This is a genomic window from Cupriavidus sp. NPDC089707 (genome assembly GCF_044748965.1).
Taxonomy (GTDB): domain Bacteria; phylum Pseudomonadota; class Gammaproteobacteria; order Burkholderiales; family Burkholderiaceae; genus Cupriavidus.
In genome coordinates, this window is record NZ_JBIVHB010000014.1 from 37646 (window position 1) to 58831 (window position 21186).

Genomic DNA, 21186 nt, shown 5'->3' on the forward strand with positions numbered 1-21186 from the left:
TCAATCTTTTGCTTCGCGCTCAAGCAGATCACGCTTGCGCGCCACGCCCCAGCGGTAGCCTGACAGGCCGCCGTCGCTGCGCACCACGCGATGGCAAGGAATCGCCACCGCCAGGTGGTTGGCCGCGCAGGCCTGCGCCACCGCGCGAACCGCCCGCGGTGCGCCGATGCGGGCCGCGATCTCGGCATAGCTGGCGGTGCTGCCCGGCGGGATCTCTTGCAGTGCCTGCCAGACGCGCTGCTGGAAGGCGGTGCCGCGCACGTCCAGCGGCAGCGCCAGACCGGTCGACGGCGCTTCGACAAAGCCAACCACCTGCGCCACCAGTTGCTCGAACTGCGCGTCGCCGCCGATCAGGTTGGCGCGCGGGAACTGGTCCTGCAGATCCTGCAGCAGCACCTGCGGATCGTCGCCCAGCAGGATCGCGCAAACGCCTCGGTCGCTCTGCGCGACCAGAACCGCTCCCAGCGCGGATTGGCCGATGGCGAAGCGGATATCGGTGCCGGCGCCGCCGGCGCGGTAGCGCGACGGCGTCATGCCGAGTACCGCATCTGCGGTCTCGTAGAAGCGGCTGTTGGAGCCGAAGCCGGCGTCGTAGATGGCCTCCGTCACCGATTCGCTGCTGCCCAGCTGCGAGCGCAGCTTGCTGGCGCGGTGCGCGGCCGCGTAAGCGCGCGGGGTCAGGCCGGTCGCGGCCTTGAACAGCCGGTGGAAGTGGTAGGCGCTGACGCCGGCGGCGCGCGCCAGCTCGGGCAGCGCAGGCAAGGTGTCGGCGGCTTCGATGCGGCGGCAGGCGTCGGCCACCATGGCGGCATGCTGTGCGGCCAGCGCGGGCGGCGCGGCGCGCCGGCTTGGCCGGTAGCCTGCGGCTTCGGCCGCCGAGGCGCTGTCGAAGAACTCGACATTGGCCGGATGCGGCAGCCGCGACGGGCTGCTGGGCAGGCAATAGACACCGGTGGTCCTGACCGCATAGACGAAGCTGCCGTCGGCGGCGGGATCGCGCGCCAGCACGCGCGCCCAGCGCGGGTCTTTTTCGATGGCGGTGGCGCTGCCGGAGCTGCCGGCGTTACGGTGAGGCCTTGGCATGGATGCAGGCATGTTTTGTTCCTCAGCTAGCGTCGTGGAAGATGATGCCGAGCGTGTAGCGCTGGCCCGCGTGCAGCCGGCTGACGCCATGGCGCAGGTTGACGCGGTAGCTGCCGCGGCCGCCCTGCACAGGCCGCTGGCTGACGGCGAACACCACCGCATCGCCCTGGCGCAGCGACACCACTTCGGCGCGCGACTGCATGCGCGGGCGCTGCTCGGTCATCACGAACTCGCCGCCGGTGAAGTCGCGTCCGGGCTCGGACAGCAGCACTGCCACCTGCAGCGGAAACACATGCTCGCCGTACAGGTCCTGGTGCAGGCAGTTGTAGTCGCCGGGGCCGTAACGCAACAGCAGCGGCGTGGGACGCGATTGGCCGGCCTGGTGGCAACGCGCCAGGTAGTCCGCGTGCACGGCGGGATAGCGCGTGTCGATGCCCATCGCGGCGTTCCAGCGATTGGCGATGGGCACGAGGCGTGGGTACAGCGCCGTGCGCAAGACGCCGACGATGTCGGGCAAGGGATAGGCGAAGTACTTGTACTCGCCCTGGCCGAAGCCGTGCCGCGCCATCACGATGCGCGAGCGGTACAGCTCATCCTGCTCGTAGCGCGCGGCGAGCGCCCCGCATTCCGACACGGCCAGCAGGCCACGGATGGCGGCGCAGCCGCACGCATCGAGTTCACGCTCCAGGGCGGCCCAGTCGATGCCATCGACGCGCGCGCCGATGGGCCCTTGCGGCAGCGGCTGGCGCCGGCCCTCGAGCGGCGCCGGCACGGGGCGACGCGGTCCGCCTACCGCCATCGCGTGTGCCTGAGGGCGCTGTGCCTGCTTGATCGTCACTGCCGTTCTCCGGTGTTGGCTTGCATGGTGCCCACTTTAGGCCGGGCGGGAGGCCGTGGCACTCCGGGTCTTGCTTTTGAATTCTGCACGAGAAATCGCCTTGACAAGACAGGTCTGTCTACAAATAATGAGACAGGTCTGTATCATTCTTGGGCGCATTGTCAGCGACGAGCCAGGCCGCCAACCCGACCATCTTTGCTTTGCAGGAGAAACCTGATGTCTGCCCAACCCGAATTCCGCCCGCCAGTGCCGCCATTCACCCGCGATTCCGCGATCGCCAAGGTCCGCGCCGCCGAAGACGGCTGGAACAGCCGCGACCCGGAGCGCGTGGCGCTGGCCTATACCGTCGACAGTGCCTGGCGCAACCGTGCCGAGTTTGCCAACGGCCGCGCCGACATCGTCGCATTCCTGCAGCGCAAGTGGCAGAAGGAACTGGATTACCGCCTGATCAAGGAGCTATGGGCGCACGACGGCAACCGCATCGCGGTGCGCTTTGCCTATGAATGGCACGACGATTCCGGCAACTGGTACCGGTCGTATGGCAACGAGAACTGGGAATTCGATGAGGCGGGGCTGATGCGGCGCCGCTTCGCCTGCATCAACGATGCGCCGATCCGGGAGGCGGACCGCAAGTTCCACTGGCCGCTGGGGCGGCGCCCGGACGGGCATCCGGGCTTGAGCGAGCTGGGCTTGTAAGCGAGCGCTCAAGGTGGTGGTGGTGTTTTCTCCCCTCGCCCGTCGGACCCCGTAGGGGAGGGGAGAAACGCAACCGTTTTGCGCTCGCTTATTGCATCTTGTCCAGGTTGCCGATCCGCACCAGCATTTCCGTGAACATCTGCATGTCGAGGCTCAGGTCGGCCACTTCCTTGTACTCGCGCGCATTGTGCGCGGTGTACTTCTTGCCTGGCATCGCCGGCCCGAAGTTGATCGCGTTGGGCATCAGCTTGGCGGTGGTGCTGCCTGCGGTCGCCACCGGCTTGGCTTCCAGCCCGGTAGTGTCGCCGAAGATATTGAGCAGCGTGGACAGCCACGCCCCCTTGGGGTCGCGCGCCATCCAGTTGCCCTGGTCGTACTTGATCTCCACCGGCCCATGCGTCGCGGCCCAGCCGAAGATGCGCTTGGTGATGCGGGCGCCCAGCTCGTCGGGCGTGCGCCCGCGCGGCATGCGCACGTTGGTGACCACGTCGACATACTCGCCGCGCTCGCGCACCAGCGTGGGTGACATCGTCAGTGGCCCCATGAAGGCGTCGCGATAGGCCACCTCCATCTTGTTGCCGAGGTAGTCGAGCCCGTACAGGTCGTTCAGGTAGCGCACCGCGTTCAGGTAGTGGTTGTCGGCAAAGCGCACGCCGCTGGCCTGCAGGAACAGCGCCAGCCGCGGCAGCGGGTTGACGCCTTCTTCCGGGCGCGAGCCGTGCGCGGAGGCGCCGGTGACCTTGACCTCGACTTCATTGCCCTCGCGCTTCACATCGATCGAGAACTTGCCGCGCGGCGCGTGGCGACGCACGAAGTCGGCCTTCGCCTGTTCAAGTGCCGCGGCCACGGCGGCGGCATCGCCGCCGGCAATGCGCGCGGTGGCGGTCTCGGGAATGGCATTGGCCGAGGCGGCGCCGCGCATGGCCACGATGGCGGGGCCCTTGCTGTCTGTCTTGCCGCGTTCGGCCTTGCCGTCGGCAGACTTGATGCCGAACGAGACTGTCAGGGAGCCGGCGCCTTTCTCCGCGACCACGGCCGGGTACTTGCTGTCGAGCACGATGTTGTACTCCGGCAGCGTCGTGTGCTGGCGGTAGTACTTCATGCCGTCGCCGCCAGTCTCCTCGGTGGTCTCGATCATCAGGCGGATGGTGCGCTCCAGCGGCACGCCGCTTTCCTTGACAGTCTTCATCGCATACAGCACGGCGGCGATCGAGCCCTTGTCGTCGATGGTGCCGCGCCCGTAGAGCGTGTCGCCAACTCGCGTGAGCCGGAACGGATCGAGGCGCGTGCCATCGTCCAGCACCCATTCCTCGGCAACGGCCGGAACCACGTCGGCGTGGGTCAGGATGCCGAAAGTGTCCTTGCCACCGCCAGGCAGCGTGACTTCGAACACGCGGTTGTCCACGTTGCGATAGGCCAGCCCGAAATCGCGCGCCATGCCTTCCACCAGCTTGCCGAATTCCACGATGGCGGGGTTGTCGTGCTGGGCGATCTTTTCATCGCGCACGGTGCGCAGCGCCACCATCTTGCCGATGGTGTCGATCACCGCCGCCTCATTGCGGACGCGGTTGTAAACGCCCAGCAGGCGGCCGATATTGACCAGGTTGTCACCAGCCAGCGGCGCCTTGGCCTGCCAGGCGCCAACGGCCGGCGCGACCGCCGGCTCGGCCTTGGCGGCAGCCGCCATGAAGGCCTGGAGGTCGGCCGGCGCGGCGGCGCGGGTGCTGCTGACCAGCGCGTCGAGTGCCGGCTTCTTCAGGGTTTGCGCCTGCCCCGGGTGCGCGATCAGTAGCGACAGCGCAAGCAAGGCAGCCCACCGGCGTGGCGTCGGCCGGTGGTGCGGGCGGCAAGTTGGGGTCATTGCGAAACAGGGTGTCAGGTTGGATGCCGCATGATAGGGCACTCATCGGGCTTTGCCGAAGAAATATGCCGTGAAATGCGCGCGCGCAGTGTCCTGGGCTGCAATAGCGGCGTCCTACCCTCGAGGATAGCGAAAGACAATCATATCGTTTGAAACGATGAATTGTACAAATCACATCCCGGTCGACAGAATGAGGCCTTCGCTGCAACACGCAGCCGAAACAACCGAATGAACCCAGACCAAGGAGTGATTCCGATGCTGCAATCCCGTGAAGGCCAACGCGTTCCCCAAGTTTCTTTCCGCGTCCGTCAAGACAACGACTGGAAGACGATCACCACCAGCGAACTGTTCAGCGGCAAGACCGTGGTCGTGTTTTCGCTGCCGGGCGCCTTCACGCCGACGTGTTCGTCCACCCACCTGCCGCGCTACAACGAACTGACGCCGGTGTTCGCCAAGCACGGCGTTGACGACATCCTGTGCGTGTCGGTCAACGACACCTTCGTGATGAACGAGTGGGCCAAGGACCAGGAGTCCGAAAACATCACCATGATCCCCGATGGCAACGGTGAATTCACCGAAGGCATGGGCATGCTGGTGGACAAGGCCGACCTGGGCTTCGGCAAGCGCAGCTGGCGCTATTCGATGCTGGTGCGCGACGGCGTGGTCGAGAAGATGTTCATCGAGCCGGAAGAGCCGGGCGACCCGTTCAAGGTTTCCGACGCCGACACCATGCTGAACCACATCGCCCCCGGCGCGCGCAAGCCTGACCAGGTGGTGGTGTTCTCGAAGGTGGGCTGCTCGTTCTGCGCCAAGGCCAAGCAGCTGCTCGACGACAACGGCTTCGACTACATCGACGTGCCGCTGGATAACAAGGTGCGCGGCAAGGTGCTGGGGGCCGTGTCGGGCGAGATGACCGCGCCGCAGGTCTTCATCAACGGCAAGCTGGTCGGCGGCGCCGAGGCGCTGCAGAAGTACCTGGCCAGCTAAGGGACCAGCTCAGTGATCAGCTCAGTGGCCAGCTAAGCCGCTCAGATCCTTTCTCTTCCGCTTGCGCGGACCGGCAGTCGCCGGACCCGATGGCACCGCTTTGCCCGCAACTGCTGGCAAAGGGCAGGGCGGTGCCATCCAGCCCGTTGATTGACCCCTGATTCACGCCATGACCACCAAGGAACCGTACGCCATGACTACCATCCAGACCGATGTCGCCGTGATCGGCGCAGGCACCGCCGGCCTTGCCGCCTACCGCGCGGCCGTGGCCGCCGGCAAGCGCGCCGTGATCATCGAGGGCGGCCCGTACGGCACCACTTGCGCCCGCGTCGGCTGCATGCCATCAAAGCTGCTGATCGCCGCCGCCGAGGCCGCGCACGAACTGCGCCACACCGCGCCGTTCGGCGTGCACGTGGATGGTCAGGTCCGCATCGACGGGCGCGAGGTCATGGCCCGCGTGCGCAGCGAGCGCGACCGCTTTGTCGGCTTTGTCGTGCGCGGCGTGGAGAATATCCCGGAGGCCGACCGCATCCGCGGCTACGCCCGCTTTATCGACAACACCACGCTGGAAGTGGACGGCCACACGACCGTGCGCGCCAGCCGCGTTGTCATCGCCACCGGCTCCAAACCTTCGCTGCCGGCACCGTTCCAGGCCTTTGGCAACCGACTGATCGTCAATGACGATGTGTTTGCGTGGGACGACCTGCCGGGCAGCGTGGTGGTGTTCGGCCCCGGCGTGATCGGGCTGGAGCTTGGCCAGGCGCTGTCGCGCCTTGGCGTGCGGGTGCGCGTATTCGGCGTCAGCGGTTCACTCGGGCCGCTGACCGATCCGGTGATCCGCGCTTATGCTGCAAAGTCATTCAACGATGACTTCTACCTCGACCCCGACGCCAAGGTGACCGAAATGGGCCGCGACGGCGACCAGGTGGTGGTGACCTATGTCGATCGCGAAGGCCGCAGCGTGACCGAGCGTTTCGACTACGCGCTGGCCGCCACCGGCCGCGAGCCGAACGTGCGCGGTCTGGGCCTGGAGAACACCGGCCTGCACCTGGACCGGCGCGGCGTGCCTGTGTTCGACCCGGAAACGCTCCAGTGCGGCAACGCTCCAGTGTTTATCGCCGGCGATGCCAACAACATCCTGCCGCTGCTGCACGAAGCCGCGGACGAAGGCAAGGCCGCCGGCGAGAACGCCGCGAGCTATCCGCAGGTGAAGCGGCTGGCGCGCCGGGCGCCGCTGGCGGTGGTGTTCTCCGACCCGCAGATCGCGATGGTCGGGAAGCGCTACGCCGACCTGGCCCAGGGCAGCTTCGTCACCGGCGAGGTCAGCTTCGAAGACCAGGGCCGCAGCCGCGTGATGCTGAAGAACCGCGGGCTGATGCATGTCTACGCGGACAAGGCGAGCGGCCGCTTCCTGGGCGCCGAATGGATCGGCCCGCGTGCGGAGAATATTGCGCACTTGCTGGCGTGGTCGTACCAGCAGGGCCTGACCATCGAGCAGATGCTGGGCATGCCGTTCTACCACCCGGTGGTGGAAGAGGGGCTGCGCACGGCGCTGCGAGACGCGGCGGCCAGGCTTGCGGCGTGACCGTTACCTTGATTGCTAGACAGGTCTGTCTGTCATAGTATTGCCACATGCAGCAGGCCGGCTGGCACTACCTTGCCGCCGGCCATGCTGCCGATCCCTTTCTTTCGCCTTTTTGCCGCGCCATCATGGCCAACCCCTCCGCCCGCGACCGCATCCTCGACACCGCCGCCCGCCTGTTCTACCAGGAGGGGTATCGCGCCACCGGCATCGACCGGATCATTGCCGAGTCGGGCGTGGCCAAGATGTCTCTGTACCGGCATTTCGCCTCCAAGAACGACCTGATCTCGGCCTTCCTGGACCGGCGCCATGACGAATGGATGGCCTGGTTCCGCGGTGACGTCGAGGCCCGCCTGGCCGCGCGCCCGCATCTGGACGTGGTTGCCGACGCGCTGGCCGACTGGTTCGCCGCGGACTTCCGCGGTTGCGCCTTCATCAACGTGGTGGCCGAGGCCAGCGGCGACGCCCGCGCGCCCGAACAGGCTGCCGCGCACAAGGCAGAACTGGCGGCGTTCATCGCCGATATCGCCACGCGGCTCGGACTGCGCCAGCCAGCACAGGTGGCGGAGGAAGCCATGCTGTGCATCGAAGGCATGATCGTGCGCTATCAGATGCACCGCGATCCGGCAGTGGTTGAGGCCGGGCGGCGATTGCTGGGGCGATTGCAGGGCGACTCGGAACAAGCCTAGCGCCGAGGCAGCATGCGATTCGCCGTCGCATAGTCGCGCAACGCGTCATTCATCAGCGTTTGCCAGCCGGTGCCGGTTGCCTTGTAGGCCTCGAGCACTTCCGGATCGATTCTGAGCGTCTGGTTGACCTTGCGCTCGCCTGCCGGTTTGGCCGGACGGCCCCGGCGTCTTACCAGTGCCTCGGCCTTTTCCTTCCCTATCGCTCGCTCGAGCACCTCGATGGCCGGGCGCATCTGCCTGATCTCATCGGTAGGCAGCGAGACCGCATCCGGATCGGCGCCGATGCCGCGGGCAATCGCGGCGTCTTCGGCGGGTGTCGGGGTAATCAGTTTAGGTTCTCTGTTCATAGTCACGCACCTCGCGGGAATTGGCTTTTCGGAGGCTGATTGCACGCAATGTGCCGCCGCGTATGGTGAAGACCAGGCAATACAAGCGAGGTCCAATTGGCCCATATGCGATGTAGCGCATCTCGCCATATAGCTTGCGGGTATCCGCCTTGAGCAGCGCGCTTCCAAAGTCGAACAGCCCGGCAGCGGCCAGTGACACCCCATGTTGCTGTTGGTTGACGGCGTCCTTTGTCAAGTCGAACTCGATGTTCATTTACTGTAGCAGCAAAAAATAGCCAAGGCAAATTTAATGCTGCAGCGTAAATGATGATGCAGACCTCGTAACGAGGCGAAAAAATCACTTCCAGGCGACCCCGCGCATTCCTCGAGGATGTATCGCTCATGACACATTCAGGTTACAATTCGAATGTAATTACGAATCGTTCCTATTCGTAATCAGAAATTTCCACTGGCAGGCCGTCGCCGTTCGTGGCGCGCGGCGGGCTACATTCCCGTTCCTGAGTGATGTCCTTTTACCCGATCTTCCGGGCCAAGCCGCGCCTTGCCCGTACCCGCCTGACGCCTCCCCGCGGCCTTTCGCTGACCACCCTGGCCCTGGGCCTGCATGCCGGCGGCGTGTTTGCCCAATCGGTCGCCACGTCCGGGTCGGCGACAGCCACAACGGCTGCCGCCGAGTTGCCGGCCGTGACGGTGCGCGCCAGCGGCGCCGATGAGACCGCAACCGGTCCGGTCCACGGCTTCGTTGCCAAGCGCAGCGCCACCGCGACCAAGACCGATACGCCGGTGATGGAGACGCCGCAGTCGATCACGGTGATCACGCGCGACCGGATGGAAGCGCAGGGGGCGCAGTCGGTGCAGCAGGCTATCGGCTATACCGCCGGTGTCTATGCCGGGCCGTACGGCAATGACGCGCGCGGAGACTGGGGCAAGTTCCGCGGCACGGACTTCACGCAGTACCGCGACGGCCTGCTCAACCAGGTCGGCTTCTACAACAACGTGCGCGCTGACGTTTACGCCCTGGAGCGCATCGACGTGCTGCGCGGGCCGTCGTCGATGCTGTTCGGGCAGGGCGCGGTTGGCGGCATCCTGAACCTGGTCAGCAAGCGTCCGCAGGCCGATGCCGCGCGCGAGGTCGGCGTGCAGTTCGGCAACTACAACCGCAAGCAGGTGCAGGCCGACCTGACCGGCCCGCTCGATGCCGAGGGCAAGTGGATGTACCGGCTGGTGGCGCTGGCGCGCGACAGCGACACGCAAGTGGACTACGTGCCCGACAACCGTTACCTGATTGCGCCGTCGCTGACGTACCGTCCCAATGCCGATACCTCGTTCACGCTGCTGACCAATTTCCAGCGCGACGAAAGCGGGACCTCGGTCGGCTTCTTTCCGTGGCGCGGCACGCTCTATCCGAACCCGGGTGGGCAGATTCCCGATCACCTGTTCATCAGCGAGCCGGGCTACGACCGCTACAACGCCGAACAGACTTCGGTTGGTTACGAGTTCCAGCACAAGGTCAACGATGCGCTGACGGTCCGCCAGAACCTGCGTTACTCGCACAGCACCGTGGACTACCGCAGCATCTACGCCGCCGGCTTCACCGGCGCGACCCACGGCTGGGTGCCCGGCAGCAGCACGCTGATGCGCCGCACGGTCTACCTGAGCCAGCCGACGCTGAACTCTTTCGTGGTCGACACGCAGGCGCAAAGCAACTTCCGCACGGGTCCGGTGGACCATACTCTGCTGGCCGGCGTCGACTACCAGCATGCCGAGATCACCGGCCGCTCGGGCGTTGGCGGCACCGCTGCGCCGCTCAATGTATTCAACCCGGTCTACGGCAATTTCACCCTGCCGGGCACACGCGACCTGAATCCCAGCAAGCAGATCCAGACCGGCGTGTACCTGCAGGACCAGCTGTCATGGAACAAGTGGCTGCTGATGCTGGGCCTGCGCTATGACTGGTCGCGCGCGGCGCAGGACAACACCCCCGGGGCCAGCCGCGAAGACAACGAACTGACCAAGCGTGCCGGCCTGATGTACCGCTCGGATATCGGCCTGAACCCGTACGTCAGCTACACCGAGTCGTTCCAGGGCCTGCCCGGCTTCAACCGCTCCAACCAGGCCTTCAAGCCGCTACGCGGTTCGCAGTGGGAAGCGGGCATCAAGTACCAGCCACCGGGCAAGAATGCTTCGCTGACCGTGGCGGCGTTCGACATGCGCGAGAAGAACCGGAAGACCACTGGCGTGGTCAACGGCATCCCTGACCAGGTGCAGGTGGGCGAGGCCCGCACGCGCGGCATCGAGGTCGAGGCACTGGCCTCGCTGACCAGCCGCCTGGACCTGATTGCGACCTACACCTACCTGGATGCGCGCGTGATCGAAGGCAGCGCCGCCGAGGTCGGCAAGCGCCTGGCCAGCACGCCGTCGAACATGGCGTCGCTGTGGGCCAACTACCGCTTCAAGCTGTTCGGGCTGCCGGGCTTCGTGGCCGGCGGTGGCATGCGCTATATCGGCCCGAGCTACGACGGCACCGACCAGAACCGCGTCGGCGGGGTGACGCTGTATGACGCCATGATCGCCTACGACCACGGTCCGCTGCGCGTTGCGCTGAACGCCAACAACCTGTTCGACAAGCAGTTCCTGACTACCTGTCTGGCACGCGGCGATTGCTACTTCGGCGCGCGCCGTACCGTGGTCGGCAGCGTGACGTACCGCTTCTGACGCGGCCGGCCAGGGTTAGGCTGCCAGCGCACTATCGATGGCGCGCTGCAGCCGCTCCATGCCGAAGGTCACGTCCTGAACCGTGCCGTTGACGAAGAACGACGGCGTGCCCCGCACCCGGCAGCGCGTGCCACCGTGCTGGTCGGCGCGGATGTGCGGCAGGTGGCGGTGCGTGGACATGTCGCTGTCGTAGCGGTCGAGATCCAGCCCCATCATGCCGGCGTAATGGCGCAGGGCGTCGGGCTTCAGCCCCTGCGGGTGCTCGTAGAGCATGCGATACATCTGCCAGAATCGATCCTGCGCCGCCGCGGCCTCGGCGCACTCGGCCGCCGGTTCGGCGGACGGGTGCCAGTTGGCCATCGGGTAGTGCCGATAGACAAAGCGCACCTGCGGGCCATAGTGCTCCAGCAGGATCTTCATGGCGCCGTAGGCGATGCGGCAGTACGAGCATTCGAAGTCGCCGTATTCGACGACGGTGACCCGGGCGGTAGCGGGGCCGACAGCATGGTCGGCGGCGGTGACGGCGACTTCCAGCATTGGCGTTCTCCGGTGCGTGCGCGGCAAGGCATGCGCGGATTCGCGGTGGGGAGGTTCCAGTGTAGTCGCCGCAGACGCCAGGCCAAGGGCCCGGCAGCCACCCGGAACATGCTGCGGTTCCGGGCGGCGGATCGGCTATGGCACGATCGACAAGAACAGGTAGGCCGCCAGGATCACCAGGTGCACGACGCCTTGCAGGATGGTGGTGCGGCCCATGCCCAGCGTCAGCGACGACACTACCAGTGTCAGCAACAGCAGCACCATGTCCTTCGGTCCCAGCCCCAGCTCCAGCGGCTGGCCGATCCAGATGAACACTGCCGCCACGGTCGGAATGGTCAGCCCGATGCTGGCCAGCGCCGAACCGAGTGCCAGGTTCAGGCTGGTCTGGATGCGGTCCGCGCGCGCAGCGCGCAGTGCCGCCAGCCCCTCGGGCAATAGCACCATGGCGGCAATCACGATCCCCACCACCGCGGCTGGCGCACCCGCCTTCAGCACTGCCGCCTCGACCGACGGCGACAGCAGCTTGGCCAGCCCCACCACCAGCACCAGGCAAGCCACCAGCAGCAAGCCACTGATGAGCGCCACGCGCGCGGGCGGCGGCGGTGCGTGCACGTTCTCGTCCGAGCTGCCTTCGGCCAGGAAGTAATCGCGGTGCCGGATGGTTTGCACGAACACGAACGAGCCGTACAGCACCAGCGACATCACGCCCGCGAACGCCAGCTGCGCCGGCGTCAGCACCGGCCCCGGAGACGAGCTGGTGTAGTTGGGCAGGACCATCGTCAGCACCAGCAGCGCTGCCAGCACCGCCATGGCGGCATTGGCGCCGGGCGCCTGGAATGCCTGCTCGCGGTGGTGCAGGCCGCCGACGAACAGGCATAGCCCCACGATGCCGTTACAGATCAGCATGACCGCGGCAAACACCGTATCGCGCGCCAGGCCGGCTTTCTCCGGCCCGGACGACAACATCACGGAGACGATCAGCGCCACTTCAATCACGGTCACTGCAATTGCCAGCACCAGCGTGCCGAACGGTTCGCCCACCTTGTGCGCGACCACCTCGGCATGGTGCACAGCGGCAAATACTGCGCCGGCCAGCGCAACGGCCATCAGCGCGATCAGCCAGCCCTGGCTGGGCATCAGCCAGGCGAGCGCCAGCGTGGCCGCGGCAGCGGCCGGCGCGCCAACGGTCCAGGCCGGCAGCTTGTTGGAAGTCAGAGCCATCCCTGTGTGTCCTTTCTTGTCGTTATGCCGTGCCGGGCGGCACGGGCGTGCCATGCAGGCACGCATGATAGCTTGGGGGTATGCTGTCGGCGCCACTTTTATGGCCACGGCAACAGGGATATGGCAAACGAGAAGGCTATGAGTTCCCGTTGGTTGATAGAAATTCGCAGAATTTGACAGGGATTCAGAGGCGTTGGTAGCCGCATTCCCGCGCCAGGAGGTGGTCAGCCAAGCTCCGGCGGATCGTCCTTGGCAGCGTGAGGTGGCCGGGTGGGTGGGCGCTCGCGCAGCGCCGGATGGTTACGCAGGATCCAGCGTGCGGCAAACAGGAGTGCGAAAAGGCACCCGAAAAAATACGCGCACAGGGCGACGATGTTTTGCATGATGGATTGACCCGGGGATGTCGGCTCTTGTGGCCGGTGTGGGGGGCAGTATGCGCAGCATTCGTAACGCCTGACACCCTCTTGAGGGAGGGCGCGCAGCGTTTGATGCCGGCCTTGCGCCGGCCCTGCGGTCGGGTCAGTCGGCGTCCGGGATCGGCGCGCCGGCAATCTTGGGCGCCGGTTCTGCCTGCATGGCCTCGGCGGGAAGCAGCTTCAGGAAGGTGCGGGCGACCTCGGGGTCGCGGCAGGCAAGCCAGTCATCCCACTGCTCGCGCGGGACGACGACCACTGAACGTTTCTCATCGCCAGGCTTGTGGAAGCGCTCCATCAAAGCATGCTTTGCGGAGGTCACCGTCAGCATGGTGAAGGACAGGGCCGCATCGGGCCAGCCGCGCCACAGGCCGGCGATGCCGAAGGCAGGCTCGCCTGGCAGCCAAACACGCCAGCGCACCGGCTTGCCGGGCGGGCCGCCCGACACCGCGTCTTCGGGGTAGGCGTACTCGTAGAACGCCGTAGCTGGCACCAGGCACAGCTGCCCCTGCCGCCAGTAGCGGGCGAACGCCGGGCGCTCGCCGACGGTTTCGCTGCGCGCGTTGGTGGTGTCGTAGCGGGGCGTGCCGGGCGGGATGCGCTGCCGCGGCACCATGCCGAACGACGCCAGCTCGGCATGCCGAACGCCGTCGTCCGTGGCGCGCACGATCGGCGACAGGTAGTCGGGATAGGTTTCGGCCTTGAAGACGCCCGGCGGCGGCTCCACGCGGAAGATGTCGCGCAGGATCTGGCGCTGGACCGGAGCATAGTTGGTGCACATGCGCTGACCTCCCTGGCGTGATGCCCGCCGCGAATTCAGTATCGACGAATCGACGAATCGTCGGCCTCGGGCCGCATGGCGTCAAGCGCACCGCGCGTTGCGTCCGGGGCATGGCAAAAACCGTCAGGCGCGCTGGCGGAATCGGTTATTGCCCGCCGCCCCGGCACGGGCGCACACTTTTGCGGCAGCCGCGCCACGCGGCACCGACGATCACTGACGATAACAGGCACCATGTCCCGGGCGACGTCCGCGGCAGGCAGCCGGACATACAGGAGACACCATGCGCGACTATGCCCAGGCCTACGACGGCTTTTCCTACGACGAGGCGGTGGCCCGGCAACTGCACGGCAGCCTAGATGCGATCAACGCCTGCGTGGAATGCTGCGACCGCCATGCCAAGGAGGCTGGCCGCATCGCGTTGTATTGGGAAGGCCGCGACGGCAATGCGCGCAACTGGACGTTTGCCGAACTGCAGGCGATGTCCGCGCAGTTTGCCGGCTTCCTGAAGGCGCAGGGCGTGCAGCCGGGCGATCGCGTTGCGGGGCTGCTGCCGCGCACGGCCGAGCTGCTCGTGACCATCCTTGGCACCTGGCGCGCCGGTGCGGTGTACCAGCCGCTGTTCACTGCGTTCGGTCCCAAGGCCATCGAGCACCGGCTCAACAGCTCGGGCGCAAAAGTGGTGGTCACGGACACCGTCAACCGTCCCAAGCTCGATGAAGTGGAGGGCGCGCCGCCGGTCGTCACCGTGGCCGGCACCGGTGAGGCGCCTGGGGACGCAAGCTCCGGCGATTTCAGCTTCTGGGCCGAGCTGGCGCGCCAGCCCGCCAGCTTCGAGCCGGTCATGCGCAGCGGCGACGATCCCTTCCTGATGATGTTCACCTCAGGCACCACCGGGCCCGCCAAGCCGCTGCTGGTGCCGCTGAAGGCCATTGCCGCGTTTGCCGGCTACATGCGCGACGCCGTCGACCTGCGCGACGAAGACGCGTTCTGGAACCTGGCCGATCCGGGCTGGGCCTACGGCCTCTACTACGCGGTGACGGGGCCGCTGTCGCTGGGGCATGCCACCACCTTCTACGATGGCCCGTTCACCGTGGAAAGCACCTGCCACGTGATCCGCAAGTACGGCATCACCAACCTGGCGGGATCGCCCACCGCCTACCGGCTGCTGATCGCCGCCGGGCAGGCCGTGTCGGAGCAGTTGCGTGGGCAGTTGCGCGCGGTCAGCAGCGCCGGCGAGCCGCTCAACCCCGAAGTGATCCGCTGGTTCGCCAGCGAGCTGGATGCGGTCATCCACGACCACTATGGCCAGACCGAACTCGGCATGGTGCTGTGCAACCATCATGCGCTGTCGCACCCGGTGCGCATGGGCGCCGCGGGCTTTGCCAGCCCGGGCCACCGCGTGGTCGTGGTCGACGACGAGCAGCGCGAACTGCCCGCCGGACAGCCCGGCACGCTGGCGCTGGACCTGGATCGCTCGCCAATGTGCTGGTTTGGCGGCTACCACGGCACGCCCACCAGCGCGTTTGCCGGCCACTATTACCTGACCGGCGACTCCGCCGAACTCAACGACGACGGCAGCATCAGCTTTATCGGCCGCGCCGACGATGTCATCACCACGTCGGGGTACCGCGTCGGCCCGTTCGACGTGGAAAGCGCGCTGATCGAGCATCCGGCCGTGGTCGAGGCCGCGGTGATCGGCAAGCCGGACCCGGAGCGCACCGAGCTGATCAAGGCCTTCGTCGTGCTCGACCGGCAGCACGCGGCCACGCCGGAACTGGCCGAGGCGCTGCGCCAGCATGTGCGCAAGCGCCTGGCCGCCCACGCCTATCCGCGCGAGATCGAATTCGTCGCCGAACTGCCCAAGACCCCCAGCGGCAAGGTCCAGCGTTTCATCCTGCGCAACCAGGAGGTGGCGCGTGCCCGCGAGGCGGCATCAGCCTGAGCCCGGACGCCTCTGGCCCGCTTCCTATAATGAGGAAGCGGTTGCCAGGTCCCCGGCGGTGATGGAGGCCGCGGCGCCGCGCCAGGCGCGCCCGCAGGCCGGGCGCACGTCGTTTCATCTCCAGACCATTCGGGCGAGGCGATCAAAAATGCAGACTAGCGAAGCGGTGCTGACGCAGGCGCGCGCAGCCTTGGCGCATGTGCCTTATCAGGGGCATGTCCTCCATCCCACCATCCAGTTGCGGCTGTCAGACGGCGCGCTGATCCTGGAAGGCGAGGTAGCCGATATCGTCGACAAGACCCGCGCGGCCACCGCGCTGCGGCGCGTGGACGGCGTGACCAGCGTGATCGACCACCTGCGCGTGACGGACGGCGCGGTCACGGCCGGCGACGGCGAACTGCGCGACGCGGTATGCGAGCGCCTGCTCAATGCCATCGATTTCCGTAACTGCCGGATCTGCGCACGCGTCAAAGGGCAGCACGAGACCATGCGCGAAGCCGTGGGCGAGCGCAGCGGCTGGATCGAGGTCGAGGCGCACGACGGCGTGGTGACGCTGTGGGGCCAGGTGATCAGCCTGTCGCACATGCGCCTGGCCGGCGTGCTGGCGTGGTGGTCGCGCGGTTGCCGCTGCGTGGTCAACGAACTGGTGGTGGCGCCCGCCGAAGCCGACCGCGACGATGAGATCACCGAGGCGCTGATGCTGGTGCTGGAGACCGATCCCTTCGTCGACGCGGGCCAGGTCAGCGTGCATACCGAAAACCGTGTCGTCACGCTGGAAGGCTGCGTCGCCAGCGAGAACACGCGCCGGCAGGTCGAGCGCGACGCGTGGTACGTGCAAGGTGTCGAGGACGTGGTCAACCACATCTCGCTGCGCGCCTGACCTTGCAGCGGCATGGTGTCATGAGCCCGGCATGCCGCGCCGGGCCGCCGCATCCTCCATGCGCCAGTAGCGCCGCCGTGCCCGTAGCGTGAAGCGGGCGCGGTAGTCCGACATCGACATCCCCGCGATGCGCTGGAACAGCCGCCGGAACGCGGCCGCGTCGCTATAGCCGCAGGCTTCGGCGATCGCCTGCGTGCCGTGCAGCGTCACCTCCAGCAGCATGCGGGCGCGCTCCACGCGCAGCGTGTGCAGATAGTCCAGCGGCGTCATGCCGGTAACCTGCCGGAAATGCCGCAGCAGGGTCCGCTCGCTGACCGCCGCGGCCTGCGCCACGGCGGCCAGCTGGTAGGGCTCGGCCACATGTTGCTGCAGCCACTGGACGGCACGGTACACGGGGCTATCCGCGGTGCGGCTCAGCCAGCGCTGCGAGACCAGCGCCGGTACGCTGCGCTGGCGTTCGGGCTGGTACAGCATCAGCTGCGCGGCGGCCTGCGCCAGGTCGGGGTCGTGCAGGTGGCCCAGCACACGGAGCACGAATTCCACCTGCAGCGCGGGGGCCACGCAAGAGAACACTTGCCCGTGCACGCTCATGGCCTGGTCCCCGCCGAGGTCCGCGCGCGGGAACTGGTGCGTCATCCAGCTCTGGTACATCCAGGGCGCGCCGGTGCGGGCGCCGTCCAGCAGGCCGAGCTGCAACGGCAACAGCAGCCCGGACGAGCAGGCAGCAAGCCACCCGCCCGCTGCCACATGGCGCTCGACCATGCGCAGCGCGGCGGTGTCGCTGCGGACGATGTCGCCGAGCTGGTGCGCATTGCTGGCCAGCAGAGCTGGAATCACCAGCAGCGAGCGCCCGCCCGTCGCGCGGATGCGGCGCGTGGAGGCTTCCAGGCCCGGCAGGCTGGCCGGCAGCGTGCGACCGTTGGCGCCGCACAGCTGCCAGCTCAGCGTTGGCGCCGCATCGGGCTGCTGCAGGCTCGCCACGCCGGCGACGGTGCGCAGCACGTCGAGCGTGGTGAAGAGGGTGCCGGGCATGGCATGGGGCAGCCATAGCAGGCGAACATGCAAGGGCCGCGCGGACGCAGTGGCGGTCTCGGTGACCAGTGAATCAGTGGGGACGCGCATATCAGGGGCGATTGGTGCAGGGTCCGGTCGCGGCCAGGCGTGGCGGGATCGGCATTGTGATTGGCGATATTGACCCTCCCCATGCCCGCTGGCAAGGGCTAGCATCGTGCCGTTGTGCCGTGACCCCGCCGCGGGGTCACGGCATGGCCCCAACAAGACCAATCCGAGGAGATTCCATGCCGTTTTCCGTTCGCCACGTTGCCGCCGCCGCCGCCCTGGCACTTGCCGGCGCTGGTCACCTGGCCGTTGCCGCCCAGCCCGATGCCGCGCTGCTGGCCGCTGCCCGCACCGCCCAGCCGGCGGTGGTGCAGTCGCTCAAGGAGATGGTGTCGATCGAATCCGGCAGCGCCAACGCGCAGGGCCTGGCCCGGATGGCCAGCTACACCGAGAAGCGGCTGCAGGCCTTGGGCGCCAAGGTGGAACGCGTGCCGGTCACCAAGGGCCCGGGCACCATGGTCAAGGGCACGTTCGTGGGCAACGGCAAGCGCCGCATCATGCTGATCGCCCACATGGACACGGTCTATCCGGAAAACACGCTGGCGACGCAGCCGATCCGCGAGGAGGGCAACCGGCTCTACGGCCCCGGCATCGCCGACGACAAGGGCGGCATCGCGGTCATCCTGCATTCGCTGGAGATCCTGAAGAACAAGGGCTGGCGCGACTACGCGCAGATCACCGTGCTGTTCAACCCGGACGAGGAAGTCGGTTCGGTCGGCTCCGGCGAAACCATAGCGACGCTGGCCGCGCAGCATGACGTGGTGCTGTCGTGCGAGCCCACCGCAGCCAAGGATGTGGTCAAGGCCGAGTCGCTGCTGCTGGGCGCGTCCGGTACCGCCACTGCCACCATGCAGGTCAAGGGCCGCGCCTCGCATGCCGGCGCCGCGCCCGAGCGCGGCCGCAATGCGCTGGTCGAGCTGGCCTACCAGCTGCAGCAGACCCGCGACGTCGCCACGCAGGTACCCGGCTCGCAGCTGAACTGGACGCAGGCGCAGGCCGGCACCGTGCGCAACCAGATTCCGGAAAGCGCGGTGGCCTACGGCGACGTGCGCACCACCGCCAATGGCGCCGCCGAGAAGCTGAAGGTCGCGTTGCAGGACAAGGTCAAGTCGGGCCAGCTGGTGCCCGACACCCAGACCACGGTAACGATGGAAGAAGGGCGCCCGCCGTTCGTCGCCGACGCCCGCGGCCGCGCATTGGCCAAGCGCGCACAGGAAATCTACGCCGAGCTGGACGGCCGCACGCTGGCGCTGGCCGAGGGCACTGGCGGTGCCACTGACGCCAGCTATGCCGCGCGCTCGGGCAAGCCGGCGGTGGTCGAGAGCTTCGGCCTGGCGGGTTTCGGCTACCACGCGCGCGACGAGTACATCGAACTGGATTCGATCGTGCCGCGGCTGTACCTGATGACGCGGATCCTGGAGGATATTGGACGCAACTGAGCGGCCGCAGCTGAGGCCCGGGCCGGTGTGCGCAGCATGACACCCGCGGGCGCCGATGTGGCGCTTCGCGCGTGTTCCGGACACCGTGCGCCATGCGCGGCCGGCGGCCATGGGGCCCCGGCATCCTGCTACAGTGTCAACGCCGCCCACACGTGGCGGCCATGACTAGACATAGTGGGGAGACCGCAGCATGAACCGCAAAGGCCTGGTCGATGCCGCCTCGGCATTGGAAGACCTGGCGGCCGGCAATGTGCCGGCTGCCGCGCAAGTGGCGGCAGGGGCCGCCGCGCTGGAAAAGATCCATTCCGACTACCCGGGCTGGCGCGACGTCGGCGACGCCCTGTTTGGCCTCAAGGCGCTCGCCAGTGGCTGTGGCATGGACCTTGACGCCAACGGCCGCCAGCGCGCGGCCCGCCTGGCCGACGTCGTGCGCAGCCTGATCGACCAGATCTGAACGGCTTAGCTACAGCATCGACTCGATCGGCAGGATCGACAGGAACCAGATGCCGAGCCGGCGCCACCAGCTGGTGTTGGGTTCGGTGTCGTAGCGCACCACCTCGTCGCCGCGCCGCTCCAGCCAGTACAGCTTGCCCTGCTCGTCGAGCTTGACCTGGTAGGCCGCTTCCGGCACCACCGTGGCGAAGGTCGATTCGATGCGGCCGGCCAGTGTCGGGCTGTCGATCACGAAGCCCAGTTCGGTATTGAGGTTGGCCGAGCGCGGGTCGAAATTGAACGAGCCCACGAACACGCGGCTGGCATCGACGCCAAAGGTCTTGGCATGGAGGCTTGAGCCGGAACTGCCGAACGGGCCGGCGCGCTCCCCTTTCTTGGCCGGTGCCGCCGACCGCCGCAGTTCGTACAGGTCCACGCCTGCCTCCAGCAGCGCCTTGCGGCGCTTGGCATAGCCCGAATGGACGGCGGCGACGTCGGTTGCCTCCAGCGCGTTGGTCAGCACGCGCACGGCAACGCCCTTTTCGGCCAGCTGCGAGAAGTAGGCGGTGCCGGCGGTGGAGGGCACGAAGTAGGGCGAGACCAGGTCCAGTTCGCGCTGGGGCTCGCCCAGGATCTCGCGCAACTGGTGCGCGACCAGCGTGTCGCGCGAAGCCTGGCCGAGGGCCTTGGCCGGATCGTCGCTGACGATGCGTGTCGCGGCCCACTCGAACGCCAGCGTGCCATTGAGCATGTGCTGCACGTCAGGCACCTCGCGCAGGGCCGCCATGTAGGCGGCAGCGGCCGGGTTCTGCTCAACCGCGCGTGCGCTTCCGGCCAGCTCGTGCAGGCGCTCCACGCTGACCGGCGGCACCAGCCGGTCCACGGGGTACGCCGAAGCGCTGTTCCAGTAGCGGTCGAAGTCGTGCGTCACGTCGGCGGCGGCGGGGCCGATCGCAATCACGTCGAGGTCGGCGAACAGCACGCCGTCCGTGGCGCCGAAGTATTCGTCGCCGACATTGCGCCCGCCAATGATCGTGGCGACGCCGTCGGCGGTGAACGACTTGTTGTGCATGCGCCGGTTCAGGCGCCGGAAATCCGTCAGGAAATTGAGCGCCTTGGGCTGGCGCAGCACGAACGGGTTGAAGATCCGCACTTCGACCTGCGGATGCGCGTCCATGGCCGCGAGCAGCTCATCCATGCCGGAAAGTCCGTTGTCATCGAGCAGCAGCCGCACGCGCACGCCGCGGTCCGCGGCCTCGTGCAGCGCCTCTAGCAACAGCGTGCCGGTCAGGTCGTTGCGCCAGATGTAGTACTGCACGTCGAGCGTGCGCTGGGCCGTTCGCGCCAGGTGCATGCGCGCGGCGAAGGCTGCGTGCGCGTTGTTCAGCGGGTGGATGCCGCTGAGTCCGGGATGGCCGGCCAGCGCGGCCGCGACCGCGCGGCCCAGCGGCGTGGCTGCGGCTTCGGCGGACGTGATGGCGGTGGATTCAGTGCGGTGGTCCACCGGCGGCAGCGCGCAGCCACCCAGCAGGGCGGCGCAGCACAGCAACAGCGAACTGGCGTGCAGGCGGTGGTGGGGCACAAACGCAGCGTCTGTCGGCAATGGCATGGTGATGGTCGGCGC

Annotated in this window: 20 protein-coding genes; 9 read left to right on the forward strand and 11 right to left on the reverse strand. The window is 67.4% G+C overall.

Features of this window, described 5'->3' with window-relative positions:
- Window positions 1–1095, reverse strand: a complete 1095-nt coding sequence (gene ada / locus ACIP1U_RS21280; protein ID WP_400318951.1) for a bifunctional DNA-binding transcriptional regulator/O6-methylguanine-DNA methyltransferase Ada — start codon at window positions 1093–1095, stop codon at window positions 1–3.
- A gap of 10 nt (window positions 1096–1105) precedes the next feature.
- A complete protein-coding gene (locus tag ACIP1U_RS21285; RefSeq protein ID WP_400318953.1) occupies window positions 1106–1921 on the reverse strand; it encodes a 2OG-Fe(II) oxygenase in 816 nt (271 codons plus the stop codon).
- 216 nt (window positions 1922–2137) lie between these two features.
- Here ACIP1U_RS21285 and ACIP1U_RS21290 point away from each other — a divergent pair, with 216 nt between their 5' ends.
- Window positions 2138–2617, forward strand: a complete 480-nt coding sequence (locus ACIP1U_RS21290; protein WP_400318956.1) for a DUF1348 family protein — start codon at window positions 2138–2140, stop codon at window positions 2615–2617.
- Between the two features lie 88 nt (window positions 2618–2705).
- On the opposite strand, the gene ACIP1U_RS21295 is transcribed toward ACIP1U_RS21290, so the two are convergent.
- On the reverse strand, window positions 2706–4478 hold the full coding sequence (locus ACIP1U_RS21295; protein WP_400318959.1) for a dipeptidase: 1773 nt from the start codon (window positions 4476–4478) through the stop codon (window positions 2706–2708).
- Between the two features lie 255 nt (window positions 4479–4733).
- Here ACIP1U_RS21295 and ACIP1U_RS21300 point away from each other — a divergent pair, with 255 nt between their 5' ends.
- From ACIP1U_RS21300 to ACIP1U_RS21310, 3 genes are all read left to right on the forward strand, one after another.
- Complete coding sequence (locus ACIP1U_RS21300; RefSeq protein ID WP_400318961.1) at window positions 4734–5465, forward strand: glutathione peroxidase; 732 nt, start codon at window positions 4734–4736, stop codon at window positions 5463–5465.
- Window positions 5466–5658: 193 nt separating this feature from the next.
- Entirely contained in the window at window positions 5659–7050 is a 1392-nt protein-coding gene (locus ACIP1U_RS21305) for a dihydrolipoyl dehydrogenase (RefSeq protein ID WP_400319267.1), read from the forward strand.
- A 125-nt stretch (window positions 7051–7175) separates the two neighbouring features.
- The gene (locus ACIP1U_RS21310) at window positions 7176–7736 is read left to right on the forward strand and encodes a TetR/AcrR family transcriptional regulator (protein ID WP_400318963.1); all 561 of its coding nucleotides are present in this window, start codon (window positions 7176–7178) and stop codon (window positions 7734–7736) included.
- Here the strand turns inward: ACIP1U_RS21310 and ACIP1U_RS21315 are convergent.
- Window positions 7733–8083 carry a BrnA antitoxin family protein gene (locus tag ACIP1U_RS21315; RefSeq protein ID WP_400318965.1) on the reverse strand — a complete coding sequence of 117 codons (351 nt, stop codon included), beginning with the start codon at window positions 8081–8083 and terminating at the stop codon, window positions 7733–7735. The two genes, ACIP1U_RS21310 and ACIP1U_RS21315, sit on opposite strands and share 4 nt — an antisense overlap.
- On the reverse strand, window positions 8067–8336 hold the full coding sequence (locus tag ACIP1U_RS21320) for a BrnT family toxin (protein ID WP_400318968.1): 270 nt from the start codon (window positions 8334–8336) through the stop codon (window positions 8067–8069). The genes ACIP1U_RS21315 and ACIP1U_RS21320 overlap by 17 nt, the downstream gene beginning before the upstream one ends.
- Window positions 8337–8587: 251 nt before the next feature.
- Between ACIP1U_RS21320 and ACIP1U_RS21325 the strand changes: the two genes are divergently transcribed.
- Window positions 8588–10798, forward strand: coding sequence for a TonB-dependent siderophore receptor (locus ACIP1U_RS21325; RefSeq protein ID WP_400318971.1), 2211 nt, complete (start codon window positions 8588–8590; stop codon window positions 10796–10798).
- Between the two features lie 15 nt (window positions 10799–10813).
- Here ACIP1U_RS21325 and ACIP1U_RS21330 read toward each other — a convergent pair whose 3' ends face one another.
- From ACIP1U_RS21330 to ACIP1U_RS21345, 4 genes are all read right to left on the reverse strand, one after another.
- On the reverse strand, window positions 10814–11335 hold the full coding sequence (locus ACIP1U_RS21330) for a DsbA family protein (protein ID WP_400318973.1): 522 nt from the start codon (window positions 11333–11335) through the stop codon (window positions 10814–10816).
- Between the two features lie 135 nt (window positions 11336–11470).
- Window positions 11471–12556, reverse strand: coding sequence for a calcium:proton antiporter (locus ACIP1U_RS21335; protein ID WP_400318976.1), 1086 nt, complete (start codon window positions 12554–12556; stop codon window positions 11471–11473).
- A 224-nt stretch (window positions 12557–12780) separates the two neighbouring features.
- Complete coding sequence (locus ACIP1U_RS21340) at window positions 12781–12939, reverse strand: hypothetical protein (protein ID WP_400318979.1); 159 nt, start codon at window positions 12937–12939, stop codon at window positions 12781–12783.
- Window positions 12940–13075: 136 nt separating this feature from the next.
- The gene (locus ACIP1U_RS21345) at window positions 13076–13750 is read right to left on the reverse strand and encodes an SOS response-associated peptidase (RefSeq protein ID WP_400318982.1); all 675 of its coding nucleotides are present in this window, start codon (window positions 13748–13750) and stop codon (window positions 13076–13078) included.
- 280 nt (window positions 13751–14030) lie between these two features.
- On the opposite strand from ACIP1U_RS21345, the gene ACIP1U_RS21350 reads away from it, so the two are divergent.
- Window positions 14031–15692 carry an AMP-binding protein gene (locus ACIP1U_RS21350; protein ID WP_400318984.1) on the forward strand — a complete coding sequence of 554 codons (1662 nt, stop codon included), beginning with the start codon at window positions 14031–14033 and terminating at the stop codon, window positions 15690–15692.
- Between the two features lie 148 nt (window positions 15693–15840).
- Window positions 15841–16572 (forward strand): BON domain-containing protein, encoded by a 732-nt coding sequence (locus ACIP1U_RS21355; protein ID WP_400318987.1) that lies wholly within the window; start codon window positions 15841–15843, stop codon window positions 16570–16572.
- 18 nt (window positions 16573–16590) lie between these two features.
- Here the strand turns inward: ACIP1U_RS21355 and ACIP1U_RS21360 are convergent, their stop codons facing one another.
- Entirely contained in the window at window positions 16591–17694 is a 1104-nt protein-coding gene (locus ACIP1U_RS21360; protein ID WP_400318990.1) for a GlxA family transcriptional regulator, read from the reverse strand.
- A gap of 176 nt (window positions 17695–17870) precedes the next feature.
- Here ACIP1U_RS21360 and ACIP1U_RS21365 point away from each other — a divergent pair, with 176 nt between their 5' ends.
- Window positions 17871–19130 carry a M20/M25/M40 family metallo-hydrolase gene (locus tag ACIP1U_RS21365; RefSeq protein ID WP_400318993.1) on the forward strand — a complete coding sequence of 420 codons (1260 nt, stop codon included), beginning with the start codon at window positions 17871–17873 and terminating at the stop codon, window positions 19128–19130.
- A 190-nt stretch (window positions 19131–19320) separates the two neighbouring features.
- Window positions 19321–19584 (forward strand): hypothetical protein, encoded by a 264-nt coding sequence (locus ACIP1U_RS21370; protein ID WP_400318996.1) that lies wholly within the window; start codon window positions 19321–19323, stop codon window positions 19582–19584.
- 9 nt (window positions 19585–19593) lie between these two features.
- Here the strand turns inward: ACIP1U_RS21370 and ACIP1U_RS21375 are convergent, their stop codons facing one another.
- Window positions 19594–21171 carry a phospholipase D family protein gene (locus tag ACIP1U_RS21375; RefSeq protein ID WP_400319270.1) on the reverse strand — a complete coding sequence of 526 codons (1578 nt, stop codon included), beginning with the start codon at window positions 21169–21171 and terminating at the stop codon, window positions 19594–19596.
- Window positions 21172–21186 lie beyond the last annotated feature (15 nt).